A 25870-nucleotide genomic window follows, 5' to 3' on the forward strand; every position below is an offset into this window, starting at 1 on the left:
AAATCTGTTTTGTAGGGAACAAAAGTATAAAAAATATGCGATAAGCACCCAGTTCAGGCGAATTTTCGGAGTCTAAAAAAATATCGTAACGCTCCAAAAATTCCGATCAGGGCAAGAGGTAGTGCAAGGTTCAGAAACTGCCAGAATTTCCGGTTTTCCTGCAGCGCTATTTTATCCAGAGACCTGATAGCGACTTGTTTGTTACGCGCGGTAATCAGCCCGTTGGCATCTGTAAGATAATCCAGTGCATGCAGGATAAAATCTTTATTGCCATAGGTACTGTTACTGATCCGGTCGTAGCCCAGTGGAAGCGGGGTGTTACGTTTGTAGTCGAAATCATTGACCGCAATGTCTCCGTCAGCGCAAATGATAATTTTTCCTTCGGCACCCTGGCTTTTAAAAGTTTTGGACCTTGGATCTGACGGAAGTATCCGGTTTTCAAACAGGGATTTAAATGACCCTTCCAGCAGAACAGCGGCAAGTTTTGTTCCGCCGCGGTATTCACCAGGCCCAGGTTGCTTCCTGGCCTCATTGTAACCGACAAGCGCTGGAGTGTTCAAGATCTGGGTGTACTCCGAGGTCAGGAGCAAAGGGGTTTTTACAATGCCCGGGGTGCCACCTACGGTATCAACAGAACTTAAAAAACGTGTATAAACGGCATTGATGTTGCGGGTGACCGGATGCCGTCCGAAATGGTTCAGCAGAGGAAAAAATCGCCATGGCAGCGGTTCCAGCTGTGGTTTGTCCCCCATATTGCCCACATTCAGCAGAATCTGAGCACAATTGATATCCTTGACAAGATTATTATTTACCCTGACACCCCATTTAAAAAACAGATCGTCGAGGTTGAGGTTCAGAGGCTGGGCAAAGGTACCCTCCAGGCTTACACTGTCTACCCGGGCGCCGTCTGTAAAGAATATGGCCTTTCCCCCGTTAACGATATATTGGTCAAACTTATATTTTTCTATTTCCGAAAAAGCACTGTCGGGTTTTAAAATCAGCAGGGCGTCAAGGCCATCATACGATTCCGGATTATTCATATCCAGAAACACGTCATAACTTTGCTGAATGGTTGCGATGATGTCACTGAGCCGCGCCGGTGGAATTTTGGTATGGCTTACAATCAGGCCCACTTTCTTTCTGTCCGGATTACTCAGTAGCCGGATAGCCGAGGCCAGCTCAAACTCCACGCCCTCATAGGATTGATTAAGCCGTTCATCAGGACCAGCGGCGGCTTTGTTGAATTTCAGAAGCTGAACCGGGACCGACAGGGTATCCGACTGAACAATTGCTCCGGGAAAAATTAATTTTTCTGTTCGTTTTCCGTCTTCATTGTCATACAAATTAGTTGGAGTAAGGCCTCTTTCTATCAGGTTGTTATATTGCTCCTGGCGCTGTTTTTCACTGGGTGCGGCGGAAGGGTCTGAAAACTGAAAGGATACCCTGCCGCCCGAGTAGGTTTTGAATTCCTCCAGGGTTTCTCTGGTTGCACTTTCCAGCCTTTCAAAAGCGGGGGGGAAATCTCCCGACAGATATACGTTCACCTGAACGTCCTGGTCCAGGTTTTCAAGCATTTGTTTTGTAGCGGCCGAAATCGAATAACGCTTATCTGCTGTGAGGTCCCACCGAAAAAAAAACAGGGAAGCCAGCCAGTTCAGGCATACCAGTGCGATTAACAGTATTACGAAGCGAGGTCCGGTTTTTTTCATAAAGCTTAAACGCCTGTTTTCTCACAAAAATATAAAAGAAAAAGGAGTTAAGGGTTCATCAGTCTATTTTCGGTACTTACAGGCTGCTTTGTCGTTTGCGACGTAGTACGATTTGTAGTTAACAGCCTTGGGATCCATGCAGCCTTTGAGGTTAAGTACTTCAATGTTTCTGAAATCTATCGGATGACTTTCGGCCTGCAATGCAATGTAACCGCTGCCGAGCAGGGTATTGTCTTTGGCCAGCCAGCCCGTTTCGTCACCTACTTTGCCATCTTTGAAAGTATGGTTCTTGCCCACATATCCCCCGCCTATTTTAGGGTTTGTGAAAGTAAGTACGGTATCTCCTTCAATTAAATGATGTACAATGGAGTCACCCAGGACAACCGCTTCGGCCATTACCCATTGATCTCTGTTATAGGTTTTAGAAGTGGAATTAATGCAATGCGCTTCCGCCACTTTCCCGTCAATTTCCACAATCGTGCCGGGCGTGCACAGGTTTCCGGTGGTTCTTTCTCCCGCGTTAAGCCCTCCCAAAAACTGCATTTCCAACGAAATAGGGAAGTCCTGATCAATCCCCATACTTGAGGCAGACTGTGAATGGAGCATGATACCACTGTTCCTGACATTCCATGAGGCTCCTCCCGGTACCTGGCTGCCGGTGAAGCGGTATTGCAGCCTGATTTTATAATAGGAATAAGGCTTTTTGTAATACATATGCCCGTACTCTGTGGTGAACCTGTCGTATTCTTTGTAGTTCACCCGAATCATGCCATCTTCAACAATGAAGGTGTTTTTATAATTGTCATTTAATTTTCGCTCCGCGATTTTTATATCCCAGCCTTGAAGGTCTTTACCATTAAAGAGGGGCTGCCATTCCTCTTTTGCCGTGTTTTTTTGGGCCAAAAGAGAATGAGACAAAAGAACTGACAGGATGAAAAATCTGAGGGTACTGCGCATAATGTTTTATTGTTTTTCCTATAAGGAGCCTTAGGACAAAATCCTACTTTACTTTCATGGCAGACGCGGTATTACCGGCTTACCTTCTTCTCCTCCTGCCCTTTGGTTCAGGGCTTGACGATCTTCTGGGTTTAGAGGAGCGGCTTCCTTCCCGGTTTCGGGTACTTTCCTGCAAACCGCTTCCATTTCTGGAACGTGCTGAAAGAGTGGTTCCTGCCAGATACAGATCCATACTTCGGCGTGCCAGGTTTGTTTCTTTGATCTTTACTTTTACCTGATCACCGAAAGCATATATTTTCCTGGTGCGCTGCCCCACAATACGGTAATTATCCTTTTCAAGTTCGTAATAGTCGTCGCCCAGGTCCGTCATCCTGATGAGGCCTTCGGATGCAGTTTCGGTGATTTCCACAAAAATCCCAAATTCTGTAACGCCCGTGATAATCCCGTCCCATTCTTTATCCTTGTCCATCATACTCATGAACTCCACTTGTTTGTATTTGATGGATGCGCGTTCGGCTTCGGATGCCAGTCGTTCCCGGTCCGAGGAATGTTTGGATGCAGCTTCATAAGCTTCCGCATCAACAGAACCGCCACCGTCCAGATAGTGCTGAAGCAGGCGATGTGCCATCACATCCGGATAACGCCTGATCGGCGAAGTAAAGTGAGAGTATCTTTTGAAAGCCAGCCCAAAATGGCCGAGGTCTGCCACGCTGTACCTTGCCTTGGCCATGGTGCGCACGGCAAGTTGTTCAATGAGGTTTTGCTCGGGTTTTCCTTCCACTTCTTTGAGCATGCTGTTCATGGATTTGGCAATTTTATTTTCCTCTTCCACTTCCAGTTTATGGCCAAGTTTGGCAACAAATGTGGCAAAAGTTTTAAGCCTGTCAGGGTCCGGCGCTTCGTGAATACGGTATACCATGGTATTTTTCTTTTCCCCTTTTGATAAACCATATACAAACTCAGCGACTCTTTTATTAGCCAGCAGCATAAATTCTTCTATCAGCTTATGGGAGTCATGCCGCTCTTTCTGATAAATACCCAGCGGTTTTCCCTGCTCATCAAGTTTAAACCTGACTTCGGGCGTTTCGAAATTGATGGCGCCGTTTTTGAACCTTTCCTTTCTGAAAACCTTGGCCAGTTTATTCAGGGCAGCAAGTTCGTTGGGATAATCGCCTTCTCCGGAATCCAGCACCTGCTGTGCTTCTTCGTATGAAAACCGGCGGTCCGAATGGATTACCGTCCTGCCAAACCATTCCTTGAGTATTTTTCCTTTCGGGCTTAATTCGAAAATTGCGGAAAATGCAAGGCGATCTTCATTTGGTCGCAGCGAGCACAGGTTATTGGAGAGTTTTTCGGGAAGCATGGGTACCGTTCTGTCCACCAGATAAACCGAAGTAGCACGGCGGTATGCCTCTTTTTCGAGTTCGGTGTCGGGCAATACATAATGCGAAACATCGGCAATGTGAACACCTACTTCGATATTGCCTTCGTCCAGGTATTGTATGGACAGTGCGTCGTCAAAGTCCTTGGCGTCAACGGGGTCAATGGTGAAAGTAAGTACTTTACGGATATCCTTTCTTTTGGCGATTTCCTTCTTGGCAATCTTGTTGGGGATCTTTTGCGCCTCCGCCTCAACCATCTCGGGGAACTGATAGGGAAGTCCAAACTCGGCGAGGATCGCATGCATTTCGACGTCATTGGTTCCTGCTTTCCCCAGTACCTGTATCAGTTCACCTTCTGCCTGGCTGCGGCGCGTGGGCCAGGCCGTCACTTTTACGATTACCTTGTCGCCGGTTTGCGCGTTCTGAACGGCTTCCGGTTCCAGGTATATGGGGTCAAACAGTTTTTTGTTATCTGGCTGGACAACCGCAAACCTGGGATTGACTTCAATAATGCCTACAATTTCCCCACTTTTCCTTTCCACGATCTCTGTGACACGCCCCTCGGTACGTTTTTTGCCGGAATCACCCTTGACAGACCGGTTTCCGAGGTTTTTGGTAAGCGGCTGGATCTGTACAATATCTCCGTCCCATGCCCCATTTAAAAGATCTGCATCCACATAGATATCATCCTCCCGTCCTTCGATTATTACAAAGGCAAAGGACTTATTAATTCTATCCACACGCCCTGTGGTGGCCGTTTCGACAGTTTTTGCCAAACCCGCCGAGTATGTACCATCCTTGTTAAATATAATACGACCGGTTTCTTCCAGCTCTTGGAGTATTTCATTGAAGAGCTGCTTGATTTTTCTGTCCTCCACACCAAACTGGTCGTGCACCTCGTATGGTCTGAACGAATGCTCGCTGTTAAGGTCAAAAAAGGCGGCTATGTCGGCTTTCAGTTCATCAACGGAAGACAAAATATGATGCGGTTTTCTGGCCACAGTGGTATTTCGATTTTCCTTATTTATTTTTTTCTTTTTCATTTTTATAATCTTTTGCCGAAGAACAGCGTCGTCAGCTAAATATGGCATTTTAATGTGAGCCTGACAGCCAGGCTCCGCAAATTAATTTTTCGCAAGGAGTTTCTGTAACGGTAATTTCCCGGAAGTGTAAGACTTAAGTTGTTTTAAATACTCAAATTCTATTCCACACGGGTAACATTTTCTGGCAGGACGGTCTGCATACAGTTAAGTTTCAGGTATAGCTGCCCCAGCACAACCACATCTTCCCGGCAGTAACGGCATATTTTTTCCAGGTCGTTCTCCTCATAGTATACCTTGGTAACCTGGTCTCCACTCATTTCGTTCTTGCTTCCGGGGATATCAAACACGGCGGCCAGCAGATCCAGCGAAGTATAACTTTTATAATCACCAAATTTCCAGAGATCCATCGTATCCTGATGCAGTATCTCCCAGGGTTTCTTACCGGTTACTTGCAAAGCTTTGGGGATTTCGATCCCGTGGATCAGCATGCGGCGGCACAAAAACGGGAAATCAAATTCTTTGCCGTTATGGGCGCAGAGGGTCAGTTCGCCGGGAGCATATCTTTCCAGAAGCGCTTTGAAATCCTGTAGCAATTTCGGTTCGTCGTTTCCCGAAAACGATCTTACCTTGAAGGATATCTCCTCTTTTTCATTCCAGTAATAGGCTCCGAAGGCAATGCAGACGATCTTCCCGAATTCAGAATAAATGGCGCCTCTCTGATAGAAAAAATCGGCGTTGGAAGTGGTATCGTCGGTTTTTCTTAAAGTGGCGGCTTTTTTGTCCCAGAGTTTCTGCATGCGCTCAGGCAGCTGCTCATAGGAAGCAAAGGACGAAACGGTTTCAATATCGAGTAGTAGGAAATTTTTGGCTTTCCTTCGGAATTCATCGGTCATAGCGTGTTTTAGAGATATTTATTTGGGCTGTTAAATCCTTTTCAGGGATGCAAAACGCCTTCAAGACCTAGGGAGGAAATTTCTATCAGGTTGGCCTCCACAATACTGTCGGGTACAAAAATGAATTTCTTATCATAGATCTGGTTCCCCACAAAATAGCTGATCCAGTATTCATTGGTCAGGTGAAACACTTCAGGCATGATCGGTTCCACAACCACATGTTTTCCCGGATCAATTTCAGGAAAAAAATGCCTTAATGTTGAGGTCTTCTGGTCGGAAGGCGTCCCAGATTCCGAATTGCCATAACCTTTTGAAGTAACAAAAACACTTGTGATTTTTTCTTTTTTCCGGTTAAGCAACATGACCCGCCATTCGGCCACCTGGGATTCATTGATTTTCCTGACGATGGCTACCTGTACGCCTTCAACGGGATGAAATATAATGTCTTTCTTCATTATTCTAATTTTGCCATTCCATCAGGAACAGATCTGTCAGATGATTTTTTAATTTCAGGGATATTTCTTCCATTGGTATTTCCCGCCCCAATTCCGCTGCGAGGGAGGTTACAGCCTTATCCTGAATACCACAAGGTACAATATTCCCGAAATAACTCAAATCTGTATTCACATTCAGGGCAAATCCATGCATGGTAACCCAGCGGCTCGATTTGACACCCATGGCACATATTTTTCTTGGATTTTGCTGTTCTTCATAATCCAGCCAAACGCCCGTCAGCCCGCTGATCCTGCCTGCTTTTACGCCATACTCCGCCAGGGAAAGGATCACTGCTTCCTCCAGCAGACGCATGTACTTATGGATATCGGTAAAAAAATTATCCAGATCCAGGATCGGATAACCCACTAGCTGCCCAGGCCCGTGGTAAGTGATATCTCCTCCCCGGTTGATCTTGTAAAAAGTGGCCTGTTTTGCACTCAGGTCCTCTTCCTGTAAAAGCAGGTGATCGGCCTTTCCGCTTTTTCCCAGGGTGTAAACATGCGGATGTTCACAGAAAATGAGGTGGTTGGGTGTTGGCTGCTGTTCCTCTTCTGACAGACTACGGTTTGTGGTTTTGACCAGAATGGTATCTGCAAAAAGTTTCTCCTGATAATCCCAGGCTTCCTGATAATCGATCAGGCCAAGGTTATGAAAACTTACCTGTTTATTGATGAGGGTATTCATAATAATTGAAAAATAAAACGGGCACCAAAGAAAGATCAAATATAGCAAGTAACATTTTCACAGGCATATAGTCTTAATCCAGGACGTGGTTCAAAGACAGCTTGATCCGAAATTTAAAATCGGCCCTGTACCTCTTTGACTTATGTAACAACATTTCTTATAAAAATTGTTCGTAAAATGGCCGCACACAATGAAACCGGAACCTGGGGCGAAGACAAAGCCTCGGCTTTTTTAACCGATCATGGATTTGAGATCGTCGAGAAAAACTACAGATACAAACATGCGGAGATCGACCTGATCGCGAAGAAAAATAAAACGCTGGTGTTTATTGAGGTAAAGACGCGTAGTGGTACTGGGTTTGGTATGCCGGAAGAATTTGTGAATTATACCAAAGCAAAGCTTATCATGAAGGCCGCTGAAAATTATATTTATAGCGTCGACTGGCATTTTGATGTTCGTTTTGATATTGTTTCCATACTTATTCTTCCCAACGGAAGCCTCAATATCAGGCACATAGAAGATGCATTTAGCTGAATTGCAGGGCAGGCATAAGTAGAATTATTTATAATGGGAATTATACCATGATAAAGGCTCTAAATTCCAAACCTGCTTCCATGAATCTTGAATTACTCAGTCGCCGGGAGGCCATTCAGAGGAGCGCCATATTGATTGGTGCATTTGCTGCGGAAAAACTCACAGGGAAGAAATCTCCCCGGTTCAGGCTTGGGGCATGTGACTGGTCCGTCGGTAACAGCATGAACCCCAAAGCATTTGACATCGCCAGTCAAATAGGGCTGCAGGGAATTCAGGTGAGTTACAATACATCAAAAGATGAAAAGGGCCTTACGGTACCCGAAACACTTTTGGCCATTAAGGAAGCTTCCAAACGTACAGGAGTTAAAATTTCAAGTCTGGCCATAGGAGAATTAAACAGGACGCCTTACAAGTCCGAAGCCAAAACCGAAGAATGGGTCTGGAACAGCGTTGATGCAGCGAAGGAGCTGAAAGCGCCGGTTATTTTGCTCGCTTTTTTTGGGCAGGGCGATCTGCGGAATGATGAACCAGGCAAGAAAGCCGTGATTCAGCGGTTGAAGAGCGTAGCCCCGCACGCGGAAAAACTGGGAATTACGCTGGGTATCGAATCCTATCTTACAGCGCAGGAGCACATGGATATAATTGATGCGGTGGGTTCCAAGGCAGTGAAGGTATATTACGATTTTAGAAATGCCGTGGATGCCGGGAACGATATATTCAAGGAAATTCCAATGCTTGGCAAGGAGCTGATCTGTGAAATCCACATGAAAGAAAACGGCCAGCGCCTGGGCGAGGGAACGCTCGACTGGCCGCGGATAGCCAACGCATTAAAAGAAATTGATTACAGGGGGTGGATGCAGATAGAGTGGGCAAGCCCCAAGGGTGCGGATATTGTAGAATGCTACCGACACAACCGTAAATACCTTGAGGGATTATTTTCTTTCGGGTAACATCCGGCAATTTGGTTTCGGGCTTATATTATTTGTATACAAAATTCTTTCGATCAATACCTTATGTCAGTTGGTGTCAAATTACAGTCGGTCAGTTTTTCGCCGGTCTATCAAATCTCTTCCCGCAAATTTCTCTGGAGCTGTTTGGGTGCAGCTTTATCCTGTTTTCTGATGTCGGGCAACGGACAGCAGGGCGGCAATGCGCGGCAATCGGGTATGCCTGTTATCACTGCTGACGACTCCTCCCGCTTGTATGTTCCGGATGACCTGGAGGTAACCCTGTGGGCAGAAGCACCTATGTTTTACAACCCAACGAACATGGATATTGATAAGAAAGGAAGGGTGTGGGTAACAGAGGCAGTTAATTACAGGGATTTTAACACTAAACCTGCGGAACGGCTTAGCCACAAGCAAAAAGGTGACCGGGTGATGATCCTCGAAGACAAAGACGGCGACGGCAAAGCGGAAAGTTCAAAAGTATTTGTGGAAGACAGCCTGCTCACCGCCCCGCTGGGAATTGCTGTCATTGGCAACAAGGTCATCGTTTCCTGTGCACCAAACCTTATTGTTTATACTGATACGGACGGGGACGATAAACCGGACAAACGCGAGGTACTGCTCACCGGCTTCGGCGGGTTTGATCATGACCATTCGCTTCATTCTCTGGTTGCAGGGCCCGACGGCCGTTATTATTTCAATACCGGGAATGCAGGACCACATCATGTGACGGACAAAGGGGGCTGGAAACTGAACAGCGGCAGCCTGTATACCGGCGGAACACCGTACAATAAATCCAATGAGGGAAATCAGAGATCGGATGACGGCCGGGTTTGGGTTGGTGGAATGGCTTTGAGGATTAATCCTGACGGAACGGGTTTAAAAGTATTGGGGCATAATTTCCGTAACAGTTATGAGGTTTGTCTGGATAGCTATGGCAACATGTGGCAGAATGATAATGACGACCAGGTGATTACCTGCCGGGTTTCATTTTTGCAGGAAAACGGAAATGCGGGATATTTTTCGGCAGATGGTACCAGGTTCTGGCAGGCCGACCGTCGTCCGGGACAGGATATCTTTACCACGCACTGGCACCAGGAGGATCCGGGGGTGATGCCAGCCGGAGATAACTCAGGGGCAGGGTCTCCCACGGGTATTGTGTTTTACGAAGGCGATCAGCTCGGGAAAAAATACAGAGGTACCTTGTTGAGCTGTGAAGCAGGGCGTAATGTTATTTTTGCTTACCAGCCAGAGATACAGGGTGCAGGATTTCTACTCAAACGGAAAGATCTGATCAGTTCGTTTCCACAAACTTCGGAAAGATATGAATGGTACGAAACAGATGGGGATACCCGCAAATGGTTTCGCCCGTCTGACATTTCGGTCGGGCCTGATGGCGCACTTTATATTGCCGATTGGTATGATCCGATCGTGGGCGGACACGGAATGAAAGACAAGGCGGGTTATGGAAGGATTTACAGAATTACACCGAAAGGAAAAAAATTAACAGTCCCGGAAACAGACCTTAGCAGTACTACGGGATTGGTGGAAGCATTGAAAAATCCGGCGGTAAATGTCAGAGCCCTCGCTTTTGAAGGACTGAGAAGCAAAGGAGATGCCGTAGTTAACGATGTTAAAACCTTGTTGTCTGCTGAAAACCCATATCATCAGGCAAGGGCAATATGGCTTTTGGGACAGCTTGGTGAGAAGGGCAAAGCGGAGGTAGTGAAATTACTTCAGTCTGGCAATGCGGCGCAACGTCTTGCTGCTTTCCGTTCGCTCAGGGCGGTGTCGGCAGAAAAGCCCTATTTATTACAAATGTCCAAAGACACGGATGCGGCCGTTCGAAGGGAAGTAGGGATAGCATTACGGGATGTTCCTTATGAAGAAGCCAAAGGCCCTGTACTTGAGTTGATTAAAAGGTACGACGGTAAAGATCCCTGGATGCTGGAAGCTATTGGAACGGCGTCGGACGGCAAGGAGGAAAAGGTATATGGTGATGTGAAGGAAACATTCAAGGCAGACCCTGCAAACTGGAATGCACAACGCGCAGGGTTGGCATGGAGGCTACATCCGGTTGCCGCCATCGGTGATCTGAAGATAAGGGCGGGCTCTGCAAAAGTACTTGATACGGAACGCAGAAAGGCATTAACAGCGATTGCTTTCATCAAAAATAAACAAGCGGCGGAAGCAATGATCGCGCTTTCCAAATCGAACCTGCCTGACGTTGCCTCCACGGCTTCCTGGTGGGTGAATTTCAGGAAAACCAATGATTGGGCAGATCTTATGAATTGGGAAGAAGCCGTTGCCAAGGCCATGACACCTGCTTACAATAAAATGCTCGGTCTCAAAAAAACGGTTGCGGATAAAAACACGGCCATACCGGTAAGAATTGAAGCTGCCAGGAAAATGGCTGCCGATAAAGACGGCGGTAATATCCTGGTTGACATGCGGGTACAGGGCCAGCTGGCGGACACCATTGCCAGGGCAGTAAGTGGAATTATTTTCAAAAATCCTGACCAGAATGTCAGAGTGGTAGCCAGCCAGTTTTTCCCAAGAAACGGTAAGGTTTTAAAAACCGATTTTATTGCCCGCATGCAGGGGAATCCGCAAAAGGGGAAAATGGTATTTTTAAACAATTGCACTTCCTGCCATAAACTGGGCACCCAGGGGGCAGACATAGGGCCCGACCTGACCCTCATCCATACCAAGTTTGACAAGCCTGGATTACTGGACGCCATTGTGAATCCCTCTGCGAGTATGGTATTTGGTTATGAGGCCTACACCATCACTACCAAAAAGGGCCAAACCTATTTCGGCTTCCTGCTGAGTGATGGTGGGACTGTTGTTTTGAAAGACGTATCGGGGCAAAAGTACACGATCAAAAAGGACGACATCCGCAGCAGGGAGAAAATGGGACAGTCGCTTATGCCGGAGCCAACCACCCTGGGGTTAAATGAACAGGACCTGGCCGACCTGACCACCTATTTATTGGGCATAAAATGATAGGGTACCCGTTCACAGCGCCTGTGAGAATATTATAGTAATTCGTATAACTTTGTTGGGATTGAATTCCATGATATGTCCTTAAAATTAAAGATATACTCTCTATAACCATGGCAGAGAACGAGAAGATTTCGGACCAGGAGCTCATAGAGGCTTTGAAAGCGGGCAGTGACGCCGCATTTACGACGATATACAAGAAATATTGGTATAAAATGTTTCTGGTGGCAAACCGTAAGCTGCAGAACCGCGAAATGGCCGAAGAAGTGATTCAGGATATTTTTACCCGCCTTTGGAAGGAAAGGGGAAACCTCCGTATCCTCAATCTGGATTATTACCTTTTTTCGGCGGTAAGGTACGAAGTGGTGGATTTAATCAGAATTCACGGATCAAGAAACGAATACCTTTGTTATTATAAATCTTTCGCCACGTTTGAAGATCATACTACCGAAAATACGGTTGCTTTTAATGATCTTACCAGAACTATTGATGAAGGCTTAAACGAACTTCCGGAAAAGTCCAGAGAAATATTCAGGCTCAACAGACTTGAACACTGGCCTGTTTCCAAAATCGCGGAGCATTTTCATTTATCTGAAAAAGCCGTAGAATACCATCTCACCAAGGTTACAAAATCGATGCGCCACTTTTTGAAGCAAGCCACCATATCCCTGGCGTTGTTTTACGAACAGATTTTTTGATACCCCCTTCACTTTGTCCGTCAATTTGACCACCCGTTCTCTCGGGCACAGGGAGAGCTATGCCCTCTGCGGTTGTACCCGCAATCAATAGAATATAAACATTAGAAGAAAGATAGCTTGCTTTTGATTATTTCATATAAATTTTTTGTGATTATTTAAAATAATTTAGGGCTTTTCCCGCTTTTAACGGCTTATTAGAAACGATCGTACTGAAAATGTCCGGCCATAATGAAAAGAACAATGGATAAAAAAGAAATTCAGGAACTCCTGTACAGGTATCGTTACGGAGAATGCTCCCAGGACGAAGTGGACCGGATAAAATTGTGGTACGACAGTTTAAACGAGGATGTTTCAGCAGAACTTGATGAGCAGGATAAACAACTGCTTGAAAACAGGCTTTTGCTCCGGATCCGTGAAAATATAACCGAAACAGAAAGTATTCATGCGGCTATAGAACGTAGGATTTGGTGGAAATCCCCGCTCTGGTATGCAGGAATTGCGGCCATGTTAATCATCTCTGTCACTTATTTTCTCTTTTTTGATAAAGGGACGAGGTATAGTTTATTAGAAAATGAACAAGTATTTATCAACACGCCTGCGGATAAACTGATCATCAAAGAAAACAAAACGGACCAGGCCATAAGCTTGGTGCTGGACGACAAGAGTGTTGTTACACTTTCACCAGGAAGCCGCATAGTATACCCTGCGAAGTTCAACAGCAGTGTAAGGGATGTCCAGTTGACCGGTGACGCGTTTTTTGAAATTGCCAGAAATCCCCAGGTACCCTTTTATGTTTACAGCGGCAGGCTGATCACCAGAGTGTTAGGAACAAGCTTCAGAATAAAAACCAATACTCAGAACAAGGCGCTCGAAGTGGAAGTGGTTACCGGAAAAGTCTCTGTTTTTGAAAACAAAAGAGCGTTTAATAAAATGGATTCGGCGGCAATTGACCATGGTGTGGTACTGACGCCTAATCAAAGGGCGATTTATTTTTCGGAAAGCCGCCATTTAACCACAGGACTTGTTGCAACACCTGTCAAACTCCAGGTAAAGCAGGCTCAGCCCGTTCAGGTATTTAATAACATTTCACTGCTGGAAATTGCAGCTGCTCTGCAGGCTGAGTATGGTATTGAAATCGTTTTTGCCAATGAAGGAATGGAGAAATGCACGTTTACCGGAGATTTATCGGATATGCCCTTATATGAAAAAATGGATTTGATATGTAAGTCAAATCTTGCGGAATATGAAGTGAAGGGAACAAGAATCTTAATTAACGGACATGGCTGCGACTAAACGTCCCTGCCTTAACATCTAAAACAGCGCCTATGATCAAAACCACGACCTGAACTTAAATTTTTCTTGAAAGCCGATAGTGCGCTAACACCATCGGCTCAAATTGCCTCCCATTCCCCAAATTATCCGGCCAGATAATAGGTGAGAGGTCATGTCCAGTTTTCACAAAAGAACATTCAAAACTATGCAAAAAGTCCGACAGTTAAAATGGTGTGCAACACTCTGCATGATCATGAGAATTACACTTGCACAAATCAGCTTTGCTATTATCTGTACCAGCCTTGCCTCCGCTGCCCATGACGGCAGGGCGCAGGAAATTCTGGAACGGAGGGTAACGATCCATGCGCAGAATGCAGAACTCAGGAATGTCCTGAAGGACCTGGAAAAACAGGCAGATGTAAAGTTTGCGTATAGCCTTAAAACGATCAAAGCTGAAAGGGCTGTTGATATACATCTTTCGAGGCAAAAATTATCAGATGCGCTCAATCTGATCCTGACTCCGATGAGTATTTCCTACCAGCTGGCCTCGGGAAGAATTCTGCTAACGATGAATCCCGAAGTTAAGTACAATCACATTGTGTCGCCCCTTCAGTCTGTTGAAGAGGAAATCAGTAGCTTGGTGGGCGTGAACGGGCGGGTTACCGATGAGGCCGGGGAAGGCTTGCCGGGAGTGAGTGTTGTTTTAAAGGGTACCCAGCAGGGAACCATCACGGATACCAAAGGCAACTATTCCATCGAAGTGCCCAATCCGGAAGCTGTACTCATCTTTTCCTTTGTGGGTTATATGCCTCAGGAAGTGGTGATTGGCAGCAGAACTTCGGTGGACGTCCGCCTCAAAACAGACACGAAAGCGTTGGAGGAGGTAGTGGTTGTGGGTTATGGTACGCAGAAAAAAGCGAATCTTACAGGTTCGGTTTCCACTGTAGTCATTGAGGACATTCAAAACAGGCAGGTAAGCAATAGTCTTTCGGCGCTTCAGGGAAAAGTTACCGGCTTGCGTATATCGCAGGGAACCGGTATGCCTGGAAGAGAAAGTCTTTCGGTGCAGCTGAGGGGAGCGAGTTCATGGGGAACCAACACAACGCCCCTTATACTGGTAGATGGCGTAGTGGGCTCGCTGGACGGGCTCCCGGTGACCGACATAGAGAGTATTTCGGTATTAAAAGATGCCGCTTCGGCTTCTATTTATGGAGCAAGGGCGGCCAATGGCGTCATACTGGTTACAACAAAACAAGGCAAAACCGGAAAGCCGGTGCTGTCCTACAACATGTCACTGCGGTCGCAGTCTCCAACTGGCGTGCCTAACCAGATCTGGAACTCAAGGCAATACATGGAGCTTTTTAATAAGGCCGTGAGCCGCAATGCAGTAAGCGCGGTACCTTTTCCGCAGGCCATTATTGACAAATACAGCGATCCAAACCGCAACAAGGAGCAGTATCCCGACTTCAACTGGGCGGATGCTGTCTGGAGAAGTGCACCGATGAAAGAACATAACGTCGGGATTTCAGGCGGCACGCCCAATATCAAATACAATATGTCGGCAGGAATGATTGATCAGGACGGGGTGCTGATGGGCCATGGTTACAAACGGTTCAACGGGCTCGTCAATTTATCGGCTGTGGTTAACAAGTTTATTTCCGCCGGTACCACCATCTCCTACCTGAAAGGCAAGTCCTCCTCCCCATATTACGAAAACCAGAGCTTTGTTTTGATGACTATGACACAGGCTCCCATGGTGAAACCGTTCCTGCCTGATGGAAGCGGCCGTTACACCGACAAGGTGATTCCAACGGGCGTCGGAGGAGCACAGAACAACCGTAATCCCTACTGGATCGCCAATGAAACCTACCGGAATTATGAAGACTGGCAAGCCAACATCCAGGGCTGGGTGGATATCAATTTTATAAAAAAGGAAAATATGGGACTTAAGTGGAGTTCCAAATATGCCACAAGGTTTGTAGAGCAACTTCAGAGAATTTACCATTATGGGGCGGATGCCTATTATTATCTTCCCGAAAGTGATTACCTGGCGGGAGGAAGCCAGGTATATACCAAAGGAACCCCGTTTGGCCCAGAGGCGGTAGGTGTTTTTGACAGGAATTACAGAACCCTTTTGAACACGTTTTATTCTTCGCTGAACTGGAATTTCACAACCGGGAACCACGATATTACTGCAATGGCGGGGTACAGCCAGGAGGCACAAAATTATCGCTGGCTAAAGGGCAGCCGTAACGTTTTTCCTGTCAAGAATATGTATGAGATTGATGGCCTTGGAACTTTAAATCAGGCGGTGGAAGGAGGGTTGACGGAATGGGCCTTCAGGTCCTGGTTCGGAAGAGCAACTTATGCCTTCAGGAGTAAGTATCTTCTTGAAGCCAATTTCAGGTATGACGGTACATCAAGGATTTATAAAGACAGCCGCTGGGGGATCTTCCCCTCTGCCTCTGCGGCCTGGCGTATTAGTGAGGAAGGATTTATCAGAAACAGTGCGGTATGGCTTGATAATCTTAAATTAAGGGCTTCGTATGGTCTGTTGGGGAATGCAAACATAGGGGATTATCCCTGGCAGGAAACCTACTCTACTACGTCGTACGCATTCAATGAGGCGCTTCAGCAAGGTGTTGTACAGCAGGCTTTTGCCAATAAAAGTATTGAATGGGAAAAAACAGCTATTACGGATATTGGTATAGATTTCAACCTGAAGAACGATATTATTTATGGTACAATCGACTGGTACAATAAGTTTACCACAGGTATCCTGGCCGGAGCGAGTATCCCTGCCAGTTCGGGACTCAACCCGCCTACGGTGAATTATGGGGAATTCAAAAACTATGGCGTTGAAGTGGAGCTGGGACATCGCAAAAAAATAGGCGACCTGACATACACCCTCAGCGCACAGGCTTCCGTAAACCGAAACGAAGTAGTGAAATTTCCCGCACCGGTATACGGGAACCGTATTATCGAAGAGGGAAGACCATATAATGACTATTATCTGTATGAATACACGGGTATTTTTAAATCCCAGGAAGAGCTGGACGCAGTGGTTACTCCGGGGAATCCGCAATTGGGAGACATTAAATTTAAGGACCAGAACAATGATGGCAAAATCGATGGGAAAGACCGTATTCCTGTAAAAGGAGCTTATCCCGGATTTATCTATTCCTTTGGAGGCAGTGTATCCTGGAAAAACTTTGATATCTCTCTTTTTATGCAGGGTGTTGAAGGCCAGAAAGTGCTGACTTATTTCTTTGGGGAAGATCCCTTTTCCCAGGGCTCTTCGCCGCATCCCAAATTCCTGAACGCCTACGACCCGGTCACCAACCCGAACTCGGATGTACCCTCGATATATGGCTGGGGATATGCACCTATGACAGGTGGAACAGCACAAAATTCTACTTATTTTCTTAAAAACGCTTCTTATTTAAGACTCAAAAATCTGAACATCGCCTACAATGTTCCGTCTAAGCTGACAGGGAAAGTGGGTATCAGCCATCTCAGGATTTTTATTGCAGGGGACAACCTGATCACTTTCACAAAATATCCAGACCTGGACCCTGAGCGGGCCGGAGATGGCTGGCACGCACAGTATCCTCAGCTGAAAGTGTATTCCGTTGGTCTGAATGTAAAGTTTTAAGTCTTAAACAAATCTGACATGAAAACGAAAATAATATTAATCATACTATTGACGGTCTCCGTAGCATTCTTTTCTGCCTGCAATGAAGACTTTTTAGAAAAGAACCCTCCTCAGCAAATTGCTGCCGGAACATTCTGGACTTCGGAGGGGGATGTGGAGATGGGACTTGCTGGCTGTTACACCAAGCTTAAGGGGAGTTATCTTCAATGGCAAAGGAGTTATTTTGATGCAGCAGTTGACAACGGTTGGGCGCAGCATTACAGTGATATAAGGAACATTCAGTCCGGAACACTGGATGCCGCTAATGCGGGTGCTCCCAATGGGCTTTATAAAGCTTGTTATGAAGGAATTGCCACAACCAATATTTTTCTTGCTAATTTTAAAAGAGCGAACCTTTCTGATGCTTCTAATAAAGTTTACGAAGCCGAAGCCCGGTTTCTGAGGGCCTATTTTTATTTTGAACTGGTACAGCGCTGGGGAGGGGTTGTCATTTACAAGGAAGTCCCCGCTGATGTAGAGGCACTAAAAATACCCAAATCTACAACCGAGGAGGTGTATAAATTTATACAGGAGGATCTGGATTTCGCGGCATCTAATTTGCCGGATATAGCCTATAAGTCGGGACATGCAGTAAAAACTACAGTACAAGCTTTACAAGCCCGGATCGCTTTGTTCCAGAACAGGTGGGATGACGTTGTTACACTTACCAATTCTATTATTTCGTCAACCCGGTACAGTTTGGCACCAGATCTGGAATCGCAGTTTATCAAAGGGAAAGGGCAGGCAAATTGTCCGGAAATTATTTTCTCGGTTAAGTTCATTGAAACCCGTGACGGTCGCCAATCGGCGGACGGTGGCCAGGAGGTCGAGTTTTTCCGATGGGGAGGCCTTGCTCCGACCAAGGACCTGATCGATGAATATGATCCCAAAGATTTGCGGCTTGAAACCTGGTATTATGCTGCGCCTAATAAAACAAGCTATATTCGGAAGGATGGATTTACTTTTCAAACCGAATTTGTGGCTACGGGATACGGGCTTACCAAATTTGCAGCGGTATGGGACCCAACAAGGTTTATGCCGAGTGAAAGGGATATAATAACCGGTCATGATGTGGTACTGTTCCGCTTGGCAGAGGTTTATCTGATGTATGCAGAAGCGCAGGTGGAAAAATCGGGAGGAAATACGACCGATGCCAACGCACTTAAATTTGTAAATGAGATACGAAAAAGAGCAGGAATCGAAGCCATTACTACCCTTAGCCGGGACATATTAAGAAAGGAACGCAGGAAGGAGCTCGCCTTTGAAGGTTTGCGCTATTTTGACGTAGTCAGATGGAAAATAGGAAAAGATATCAACGGTAAGCTGATTCACAGTAATATTAATCTGAAGTGGGACGACAAGTTTTATCTTTGGCCTTTCTCTCAGAGCGAGTTAGACATTAACAATAAACTATTGCAAAATCAAGGATATCAGTAAACATAGCTCCCAACCTTCAGTGAAATGATAAGAAGATTTTTGATGATTACCATGGTGCTGGCTTCGGTCAGCACCATTCATGCGCAGCCTTCACGTAAGCACGACTTGGAGTTCCCTGCCCTTTCAAGTGTTTGGGATGAGGCCATTCCGCTGGGTAACGGGATGGTGGGAGCACTGGTCTGGCAAAAGGAGAGCAAGCTCCGTTTTTCCCTTGACCGGGCTGATATCTGGGATATGCGCCCAATGGCTGGCCTGCACCGGGAGGAGTTCAGTTACAAATGGGTGCAGGGACAGGTTGAAAAGAAGGACTATAAGCCAGTTCAGCAGTATCTGGATGGCCCCTATGACAAGGAACCGGCCCCATCCAAAATTCCTGCCGGAGCATTGGAATTTGACGTTCCGGCGTCTTTAAAAGTCAGGTCGGTACACCTCTCCCTGGAAAGTGCCCTGTCATCCGTAGTTTGGGATAATGGCATGGTACTCAAAACCTTCGTCCATGCCACAGAACCCGTTGGCTGGTTCAGGTTTGAGAATGTGGCGGACAACTTTGTTCCGGATCTGATCGCTCCCAAATACCAGGGCGTTGTCAAAGAAGGAGAAAGGGCGAGCTCAGTAGTAGGCAATGACCTGGCCCGGCTGGGGTATAAGCAGGGAACCATTAACCGGGGAGATAATACGATCACCTATCTGCAAGAGGGTTGGGGAGGTTTTAAATACGAGATCACCGTGCAGTGGAAAACGGGTAAGAAGGGAACCCTCGAAGGAGTCTGGAGTATCTCATCACAGTATCCGGACAAAGCCGCTTCGGTACCTTCGGCTACGCTGGTAAAAAATGCAGTTTCCAGAGGATATGATAAGGATTTTGCAAGCCATGTGACCTGGTGGAAGAATTTCTGGAGTAAGTCTGCCCTGCATGTTCCGGATGAGCGGCTGGAAAAGCAATGGTATCTTGAGCAGTATAAGTTTGGTGCAGCGGCCCGCAGGGGAGCTCCACCGATATCCCTTCAGGCCGTTTGGACCGCAGATCATGGCAGAATTCCGCCGTGGAAGGGAGATTTTCACCATGATTTGAATACCCAGCTGAGTTACTGGCCTGCTTACAGCGGGAACCATCTGGAAGAGGCCCTCGGATACCTTGATCATCTTGACGAGAATCTGGAGAATTATAAAAGGTATACCAAAATGTATTTTGGAACCGAAGGCCTGGCTGTGCCCGGGGTAACCACTCTGGACGGTACCGAAATGGGTGGCTGGATTCAGTATTCACTTTCTCCAACGGTTTCTTCCTGGCTTGCGCATCATTATTATCTTCAGTGGAGGTATAGCATGGACAGAGACTTGCTGAAAAAACGGTCCTATCCCTGGGTAAAGGAAGTATGTACTTTTCTGGAGAAAATAACAGCAATAGGAGCAGACGGGAAGCGGAAGTTGCCGATTAGTTCGAGCCCCGAAATAAACGATAACAGGCTGGAAGCATGGTTTCCGCAGAATACCAATTATGATCTTTCGCTTATGAAATTTGCTTTTGCAGCAGGAGCAGAATTGGCGATCGAACTAGGTGAAAAGGAGGAGGCAGCACATTGGAATGAGATACTCGGGCAGTTCGGAGATTACGCGGTCAGCGAAAACAATGAACTGATGTTCTCTCCATCGATGCCTTATAATCAATCACACAGGCATTTCTCTCACCTGATGGCCATTCATCCGTTGGGTCTTATCAAATGGGAAGATGGCCCAAAAGCGCAGACCCTCATTACGAATAGCCTGGCCCTGCTGGACAAAATCGGGCCGGATTGGTGGTGCGGATATTCATATTCATGGCTTGGAAATATGAAAGCGCGTGCAAAGGACGGAAAAGGGGCGGCCGAAGCGCTGACAACATTTGCGAGAGCTTTTTGTCTGCCCAACAGTTTTCATGTAAACGGAGACCAGACGAAATCAGGGCTTTCCAAATTCACTTATCGTCCATTCACCCTGGAGGGGAATTTCGCATTTGCTGCCGGATTACAGGAAATGCTCATCCAGAGTTATGCAGGTTTTATAGAAATTATGCCGGCCATTCCGGAGAACTGGCAAAATGTTTCGTTTGACCAGCTGCGCACCGAAGGGGCGTTTCTTGTCAGTGCAAAAAGAACGGGTGGCAAAATTACAGAAGTGAAAATCAAGGCCGATAAGGACGGAGTAACGACCATTAAATTGCCTTTTAAGAAATGGGAGGCGAAGGCTGCAAAAAACATCACTACGCGTGTTTCCGAACAAGGATTTTTAGAATTAAAATGTAAACAGGGAGGTACCATCACACTTTTGGGTATTTAAAGTTGCTAAAGAAGGATGATAACTATAACTTACAGGTACTGAGCTTACAGTATTTTTCATAACTGGTTGGCTTTAGTTATCATCGGGTTCTTTAAAAGCTGAAAAAACAGATTACATTTTAATGGGATGAAAAAGTCCGTTTTCATAGGTATCGGGATAGGCGTTTTAATGTTGTCGGCATGGTCGTGGCGGGGCTGGTTAGGACATAAGGTAGATTACAATACCGAAGTCAAGCCCATCCTGAACAAACATTGTATGGGTTGCCATGGTGGTGTCAAGAAAGCTGGGGATGTCAGTTTCCTTTTTGAACACGAAATGCTGGAGCCTGGGAAATCCGGTAAGATTCCGGTGGTGAGAGGAAATGCGGAAGCCAGTGAAATGATCCGTCGCATAGAAAGCAAGGATCCTGATGAAAGAATGCCAAAAAATGGCGTACCACTGACTGACGAAGAAGTATCCATACTGAAAAAGTGGATCAATGAAGGTGCAGAATGGAAGCAGCACTGGTCATACACGCGTATTGAAAAGCCAGAAGTACCTTCGGCGGGGAATATCTGGAACCTGTATGGTTTGCTGGATGCGGGCAATAGCAAATGGGCAAAAAACGAGATCGATCATTTTGTCCTAGACAGATTAAAAAAGGAAGATCTTTCGCCATCACCCGAAGCGGACCGCGCAACCCTGATCCGAAGGGTTAGCCTTGATATCACAGGCTTGCCCCCAACGCAGAAGGAAGTTACCGATTTTGAAAAGGATAAGTCGGCCAATGCTTATGAAAAGGTAGTGGATCGGCTATTACAATCACCTGCTTATGGTGAAAGGTGGACATCTATGTGGATGGATCTTGCGCGTTATGCCGATACCAAAGGTTATGAGAGTGACGGCGGGCGGACCATGTGGCGATACCGCGACTATGTTGTCAAATCATTTAACGAAGATAAACCGTTTGACAAGTTTACCATTGAACAGCTTGCCGGTGACCTGATACCCGGTGATAAAGACGGATTCCCTACACGCGAAAACATCATTGCTACGGGTTTCCACCGTAATACCATGACCAACAATGAGGGAGGTACCGATGACGAGGAGTTCCGGACTGCCGCCTTGATTGACCGCGTTAATACTACCTGGGAAGTATGGCAGGGGACCACATTTGGCTGTGTGCAGTGCCATAGCCATCCTTATGATCCTATTCGTCACGAGGATTATTATAAATACATGGCCTTTTTCAACAACACCCGGGATGAGGATGTGTGGGACGAATGGCCTAAAATGCGTTTTTACAAAGGAGAGGATTCTGCCAAGGTAGAGAGAGTAAAACAATGGATCAGCGCACATGACAGTAAGCTAACCGGCGAGTTTGCCCAGTTTATGCATGTGATGGAGCCCAAAATCAATGCGCATAATTTCGAAAAAGGAGACCAGTCTACCGTTTTGCTCATATCCTATTATGGTGTGAAAGACAAAGGAAATGCAAGGATTCCAAAAGTGGATCTTTCGGGAGCAGGGCAGTTGGTAATGAATGTGTCTACGGGTGCAGAAAATGCGGTTCTTTCTTTCCATCTGGATAAAATTGATGGGCCGTTGCTGGCCAAAGTGGCCGTTCCTAAAAGAGATACCGTGGTGGTGGCCCCTATACCTGCAGTAAATGGGAGCCATGATGTTTTCCTGAAATTATCCAGCCCCACAAAACCTGAAGATTGGGTGAGGATCACATGGCTGGCTTTCCAGAAATTGTTACCTGGTGCGGGAGAAAAAGATTATGTCAAAATTGTGGAGGATTATGCCAGCGTGCTTTCAAAGTACCCGGAAAGCATGCCGGTATTATGGGAGGGAAAAAAGGATTTTGCGCGGAAAACGCAGGTATTTGTAAGAGGAAATTGGATGGTGAAAGGAGCTGAAGTAAAAGCAGACGTGCCCAAGCTTCTGGCTCCCATACCAAAGGAGTATTCAAGGGACCGGCTTGGTCTTGCCAAGTGGATGGTGAACAGAGATAATGCTCTTACTTCCCGGGTAATTGTCAACCGGTTCTGGGAGCAGTTGTTTGGAAGAGGTATCGTAGAGACGGTAGAGGATTTTGGCTCACAAGGCAGCGAACCTACGCATCGTGAACTGCTGGACTGGCTGGCAGTTTCTTTTATGGAGGACTATCAATGGAGCGTAAAAAAACTCCTGAAGGAAATAGTGATGTCGGCTACTTACCGGCAAAGCTCAAAAACAGATCAGGAACGTATTGAGAAAGATCCTTATAATATCTGGATATCCCGCGGGCCGCGGGTTCGTTTAAGTGCGGAGCAGGTTCGGGATCAGGCACTTGCGTGCAGCGGTCTTTTGTCCAAAAAAATGTATGGCCCCAGTGTCATGCCACCTCAGCCGGATAAGATCTGGCAGTCGCCGTACAGTGGTGAGAAATGGGTTTTAAGTGAAGGAGAAGACAGGTATCGTCGTGGAGTTTATACCTACTGGAAACGTACGGCTCCTTATCCCTCCATGACCACTTTTGACGCACCGAGCAGGGAATTTTGCCAGTCCAGACGTATTCTTACCAATACTCCCTTGCAGGCGCTTGTAACTTTGAATGACCCCGTTTACCTGGAAGCAGCCCAAAATCTGGCCACAAAAATGTTGAAAAGCGGAAAAACACCAGACCAGCAGCTGAAGGAAGGGTATCGTCTGCTGACCTACCAGCCAATAGAGGAGAAAAGCCTGAAAGTACTGGTAAAAGTTTATAACGAAGCCTTACAGGCCTATAAGCGAAAACCTGGAGAAGTGGATAGCATATTGGTTTACAGAAAAGAACGGTCGCCGGAACTTGCTGCATTGACGGTTTCGGCCAACGTCCTGCTGAACCTGGATAATGTCGTGACCAAGGAGTAGGGAATGGAGAAGTAGCTATCCTAAAATAGGTAACAGTTCCAAAGCGTTATGCAGTCGATGGATGTGGATAAAAACATATTAAAATGGAAAAATTATTAAAAGAATTACAACATGCAGAACTGCAGCGTCAGACGAGGCGGCATTTTTTGCAATCCTGTGGATTTGGACTAGGGGCGCTCGGGCTGGGAACGATGTTGAATTCCTGTGGTACCTCCAATGCGGAAGCGGCAGGGGCGGCGGCGCAGGCCAAAATACCACAATTTGCACCAAAGGCTAAAAGAGTAATATACATTCACATGGCCGGAGCGCCGTCCCAGCTGGAGTTGTTCGACTACAAGCCGGAGCTTCTCAAATACCATGGTAAAGACTGTCCTGCGGAATTTTTGGAAGGTAAAAAATTTGCCTTCATACAAGGTGTACCTAAAATGCTTGGTCCGCAGGGGAAATTTAAACAATATGGGCAATCCGGGGCCTGGATGTCCGACTATGTGCCCTACCTGCAGACCGTTGCTGACGAAATTACTTTTTTCAAAGCCATGCATACGGACCAGTTCAACCACGCCCCTGCACAGCTGCTGATGCATACCGGCAGTGCGCGACTGGGGCGGCCAAGTCTGGGTGCATGGACGGTATACGGATTAGGTTCCGAGAATCATAATTTGCCGGGGTTCATTGTACTTGCCTCTGGTGGACAGCAGCCTGATGCTGGAAAAAGTGTATTTGGAAGCGGCTTTTTACCCTCTGTTTATCAGGGCGTTCAATGCCGGACTGGCGGAGATCCGGTACTTTATGTTTCGGACCCCAACGGGATGAACAGGAATATGCGCAAGCAAACGATTGAAGCCATCAATGAAATTAACAGGCAGACTTACGAGGATGTCCGTGATCCCGAAATCCTGACGCGTATAAGCCAGTATGAAATGGCCTTTCGTATGCAGATGTCGGTACCGGAGGTAATGGATGTTTCCAAAGAACCACCTTTCATACTGGATATGTATGGCGTAAAACCCGGAGACGGGACTTTCGCCATGAATTGTCTGCTGGCTCGCAAGCTGGTTGAGAATGATGTAAGGTTCGTGCAGCTTTTCGACTGGGGCTGGGATGGACACGGTACTTCTGCAAACCATAACGTGGAGGGAGGTCTACGGCAAAAATGCCGGGAATCGGATCAGGCAATTACCGCTCTTCTTCAGGATCTTAAAATGAGGGGTTTACTGGAAGAAACACTGGTGATTTGGGGAGCGGAATTTGGCCGTACGCCCATGCAGGAAAACCGTAACGGGCTGGTGATGCCCTATATGGGCCGTGATCACCACCTGGAAGCATTCACGATGTGGATGGCCGGTGGCGGCGTAAAGAAAGGATATTCACACGGTGAAACGGACGAGCTGGGGTATTATGGAGTAAAAGACAGGACACATGTACATGATCTGCAGGCAACCATTCTTCACCTGATGGGCTTCGACCATGAGAAATTTACGTATCCGTTTCAGGGAAGAAATTTCCGGTTGACAGATACGGAGGGAAAAGTAGTAAACCAGGTTTTGGCTTAAATTTAAAATATTGCAATTTTCATGCAGGGAAATCAGGTACTCGCATTCCGGATGCAGCTTAAACCGGGCTTTGAAGCAGAATATAGAAAACGGCATGATGAGATATGGCCAGAACTCGCCAGTCTGCTGAGAGACGCAGGTATTCTGGAATACTATATTTTTTTGGACGAAGTAACCCTTGCACTTTTTGCATTTCAAAAATTAGGAGAAAACCCTCAAACAGGACAGCTTTCTTCCCTCCCGATCATGAAAAAATGGTGGGACCACATGGCTGATATCATGGAAGTAAATGAAGATAATTCTCCAAAAGTAATATCTTGTCCTGAGGTATTCCGGCTATGAGTTCTTCTCTCACAATTTTATACCTGACCCTTTA

Annotated in this window: 17 protein-coding genes; 11 read left to right on the plus strand and 6 right to left on the minus strand. The window is 46.4% G+C overall.

Annotated features, from left to right (window positions below; translation table 11 throughout):
- Nucleotides 1-53: 53 nt before the first annotated feature.
- The 6 genes from gldG to lipB form a co-directional block, all read right to left on the minus strand.
- Nucleotides 54-1709, minus strand: a complete 1656-nt coding sequence (gene gldG, locus KOE27_RS23975) for a gliding motility-associated ABC transporter substrate-binding protein GldG (RefSeq protein WP_215241246.1) — start codon at nucleotides 1707-1709, stop codon at nucleotides 54-56.
- A gap of 63 nt (nucleotides 1710-1772) precedes the next feature.
- Entirely contained in the window at nucleotides 1773-2666 is an 894-nt protein-coding gene (locus tag KOE27_RS23980) for a 3-keto-disaccharide hydrolase (RefSeq protein ID WP_215241247.1), read from the minus strand.
- A gap of 79 nt (nucleotides 2667-2745) precedes the next feature.
- Nucleotides 2746-5091, minus strand: coding sequence for a ribonuclease R (gene rnr, locus KOE27_RS23985; protein ID WP_215241248.1), 2346 nt, complete (start codon nucleotides 5089-5091; stop codon nucleotides 2746-2748).
- 158 nt (nucleotides 5092-5249) lie between these two features.
- Entirely contained in the window at nucleotides 5250-5984 is a 735-nt protein-coding gene (locus tag KOE27_RS23990; protein ID WP_215241249.1) for a 3'-5' exonuclease, read from the minus strand.
- 41 nt (nucleotides 5985-6025) lie between these two features.
- Nucleotides 6026-6439: a hypothetical protein gene (locus KOE27_RS23995; protein WP_215241250.1), complete on the minus strand. Its 414-nt coding sequence runs from the start codon at nucleotides 6437-6439 to the stop codon at nucleotides 6026-6028.
- 4 nt (nucleotides 6440-6443) lie between these two features.
- The gene (gene lipB, locus KOE27_RS24000) at nucleotides 6444-7163 is read right to left on the minus strand and encodes a lipoyl(octanoyl) transferase LipB (RefSeq protein ID WP_215241251.1); all 720 of its coding nucleotides are present in this window, start codon (nucleotides 7161-7163) and stop codon (nucleotides 6444-6446) included.
- Between the two features lie 177 nt (nucleotides 7164-7340).
- Between lipB and KOE27_RS24005 the strand changes: the two genes are divergently transcribed.
- From KOE27_RS24005 to KOE27_RS24055, 11 genes are all read left to right on the plus strand, one after another.
- Entirely contained in the window at nucleotides 7341-7697 is a 357-nt protein-coding gene (locus KOE27_RS24005) for a YraN family protein (protein ID WP_215241252.1), read from the plus strand.
- 47 nt (nucleotides 7698-7744) lie between these two features.
- On the plus strand, nucleotides 7745-8647 hold the full coding sequence (locus KOE27_RS24010; RefSeq protein ID WP_229252917.1) for a sugar phosphate isomerase/epimerase family protein: 903 nt from the start codon (nucleotides 7745-7747) through the stop codon (nucleotides 8645-8647).
- A 171-nt stretch (nucleotides 8648-8818) separates the two neighbouring features.
- On the plus strand, nucleotides 8819-11650 hold the full coding sequence (locus KOE27_RS24015) for a PVC-type heme-binding CxxCH protein (protein WP_215241253.1): 2832 nt from the start codon (nucleotides 8819-8821) through the stop codon (nucleotides 11648-11650).
- Between the two features lie 110 nt (nucleotides 11651-11760).
- Nucleotides 11761-12345 (plus strand): RNA polymerase sigma factor, encoded by a 585-nt coding sequence (locus tag KOE27_RS24020; protein ID WP_215241254.1) that lies wholly within the window; start codon nucleotides 11761-11763, stop codon nucleotides 12343-12345.
- A 228-nt stretch (nucleotides 12346-12573) separates the two neighbouring features.
- Nucleotides 12574-13638, plus strand: a complete 1065-nt coding sequence (locus KOE27_RS24025; protein WP_229252918.1) for a FecR family protein — start codon at nucleotides 12574-12576, stop codon at nucleotides 13636-13638.
- 232 nt (nucleotides 13639-13870) lie between these two features.
- Entirely contained in the window at nucleotides 13871-17272 is a 3402-nt protein-coding gene (locus KOE27_RS24030; protein WP_215241255.1) for a TonB-dependent receptor, read from the plus strand.
- 18 nt (nucleotides 17273-17290) lie between these two features.
- Entirely contained in the window at nucleotides 17291-18748 is a 1458-nt protein-coding gene (locus KOE27_RS24035; protein WP_215241256.1) for a RagB/SusD family nutrient uptake outer membrane protein, read from the plus strand.
- Nucleotides 18749-18772: 24 nt separating this feature from the next.
- A complete protein-coding gene (locus tag KOE27_RS24040) occupies nucleotides 18773-21064 on the plus strand; it encodes a glycosyl hydrolase family 95 catalytic domain-containing protein (protein ID WP_215241257.1) in 2292 nt (763 codons plus the stop codon).
- Nucleotides 21065-21190: 126 nt separating this feature from the next.
- A complete protein-coding gene (locus KOE27_RS24045; protein WP_215241258.1) occupies nucleotides 21191-23941 on the plus strand; it encodes a DUF1553 domain-containing protein in 2751 nt (916 codons plus the stop codon).
- An 83-nt stretch (nucleotides 23942-24024) separates the two neighbouring features.
- Entirely contained in the window at nucleotides 24025-25494 is a 1470-nt protein-coding gene (locus KOE27_RS24050) for a DUF1501 domain-containing protein (RefSeq protein ID WP_215241259.1), read from the plus strand.
- A gap of 21 nt (nucleotides 25495-25515) precedes the next feature.
- Complete coding sequence (locus tag KOE27_RS24055) at nucleotides 25516-25836, plus strand: L-rhamnose mutarotase (RefSeq protein WP_215241260.1); 321 nt, start codon at nucleotides 25516-25518, stop codon at nucleotides 25834-25836.
- The last annotated feature ends 34 nt before the right edge of the window (nucleotides 25837-25870 follow it).

Source organism: Dyadobacter sp. CECT 9275, assembly GCF_907164905.1.
Lineage (GTDB): Bacteria > Bacteroidota > Bacteroidia > Cytophagales > Spirosomataceae > Dyadobacter > Dyadobacter helix.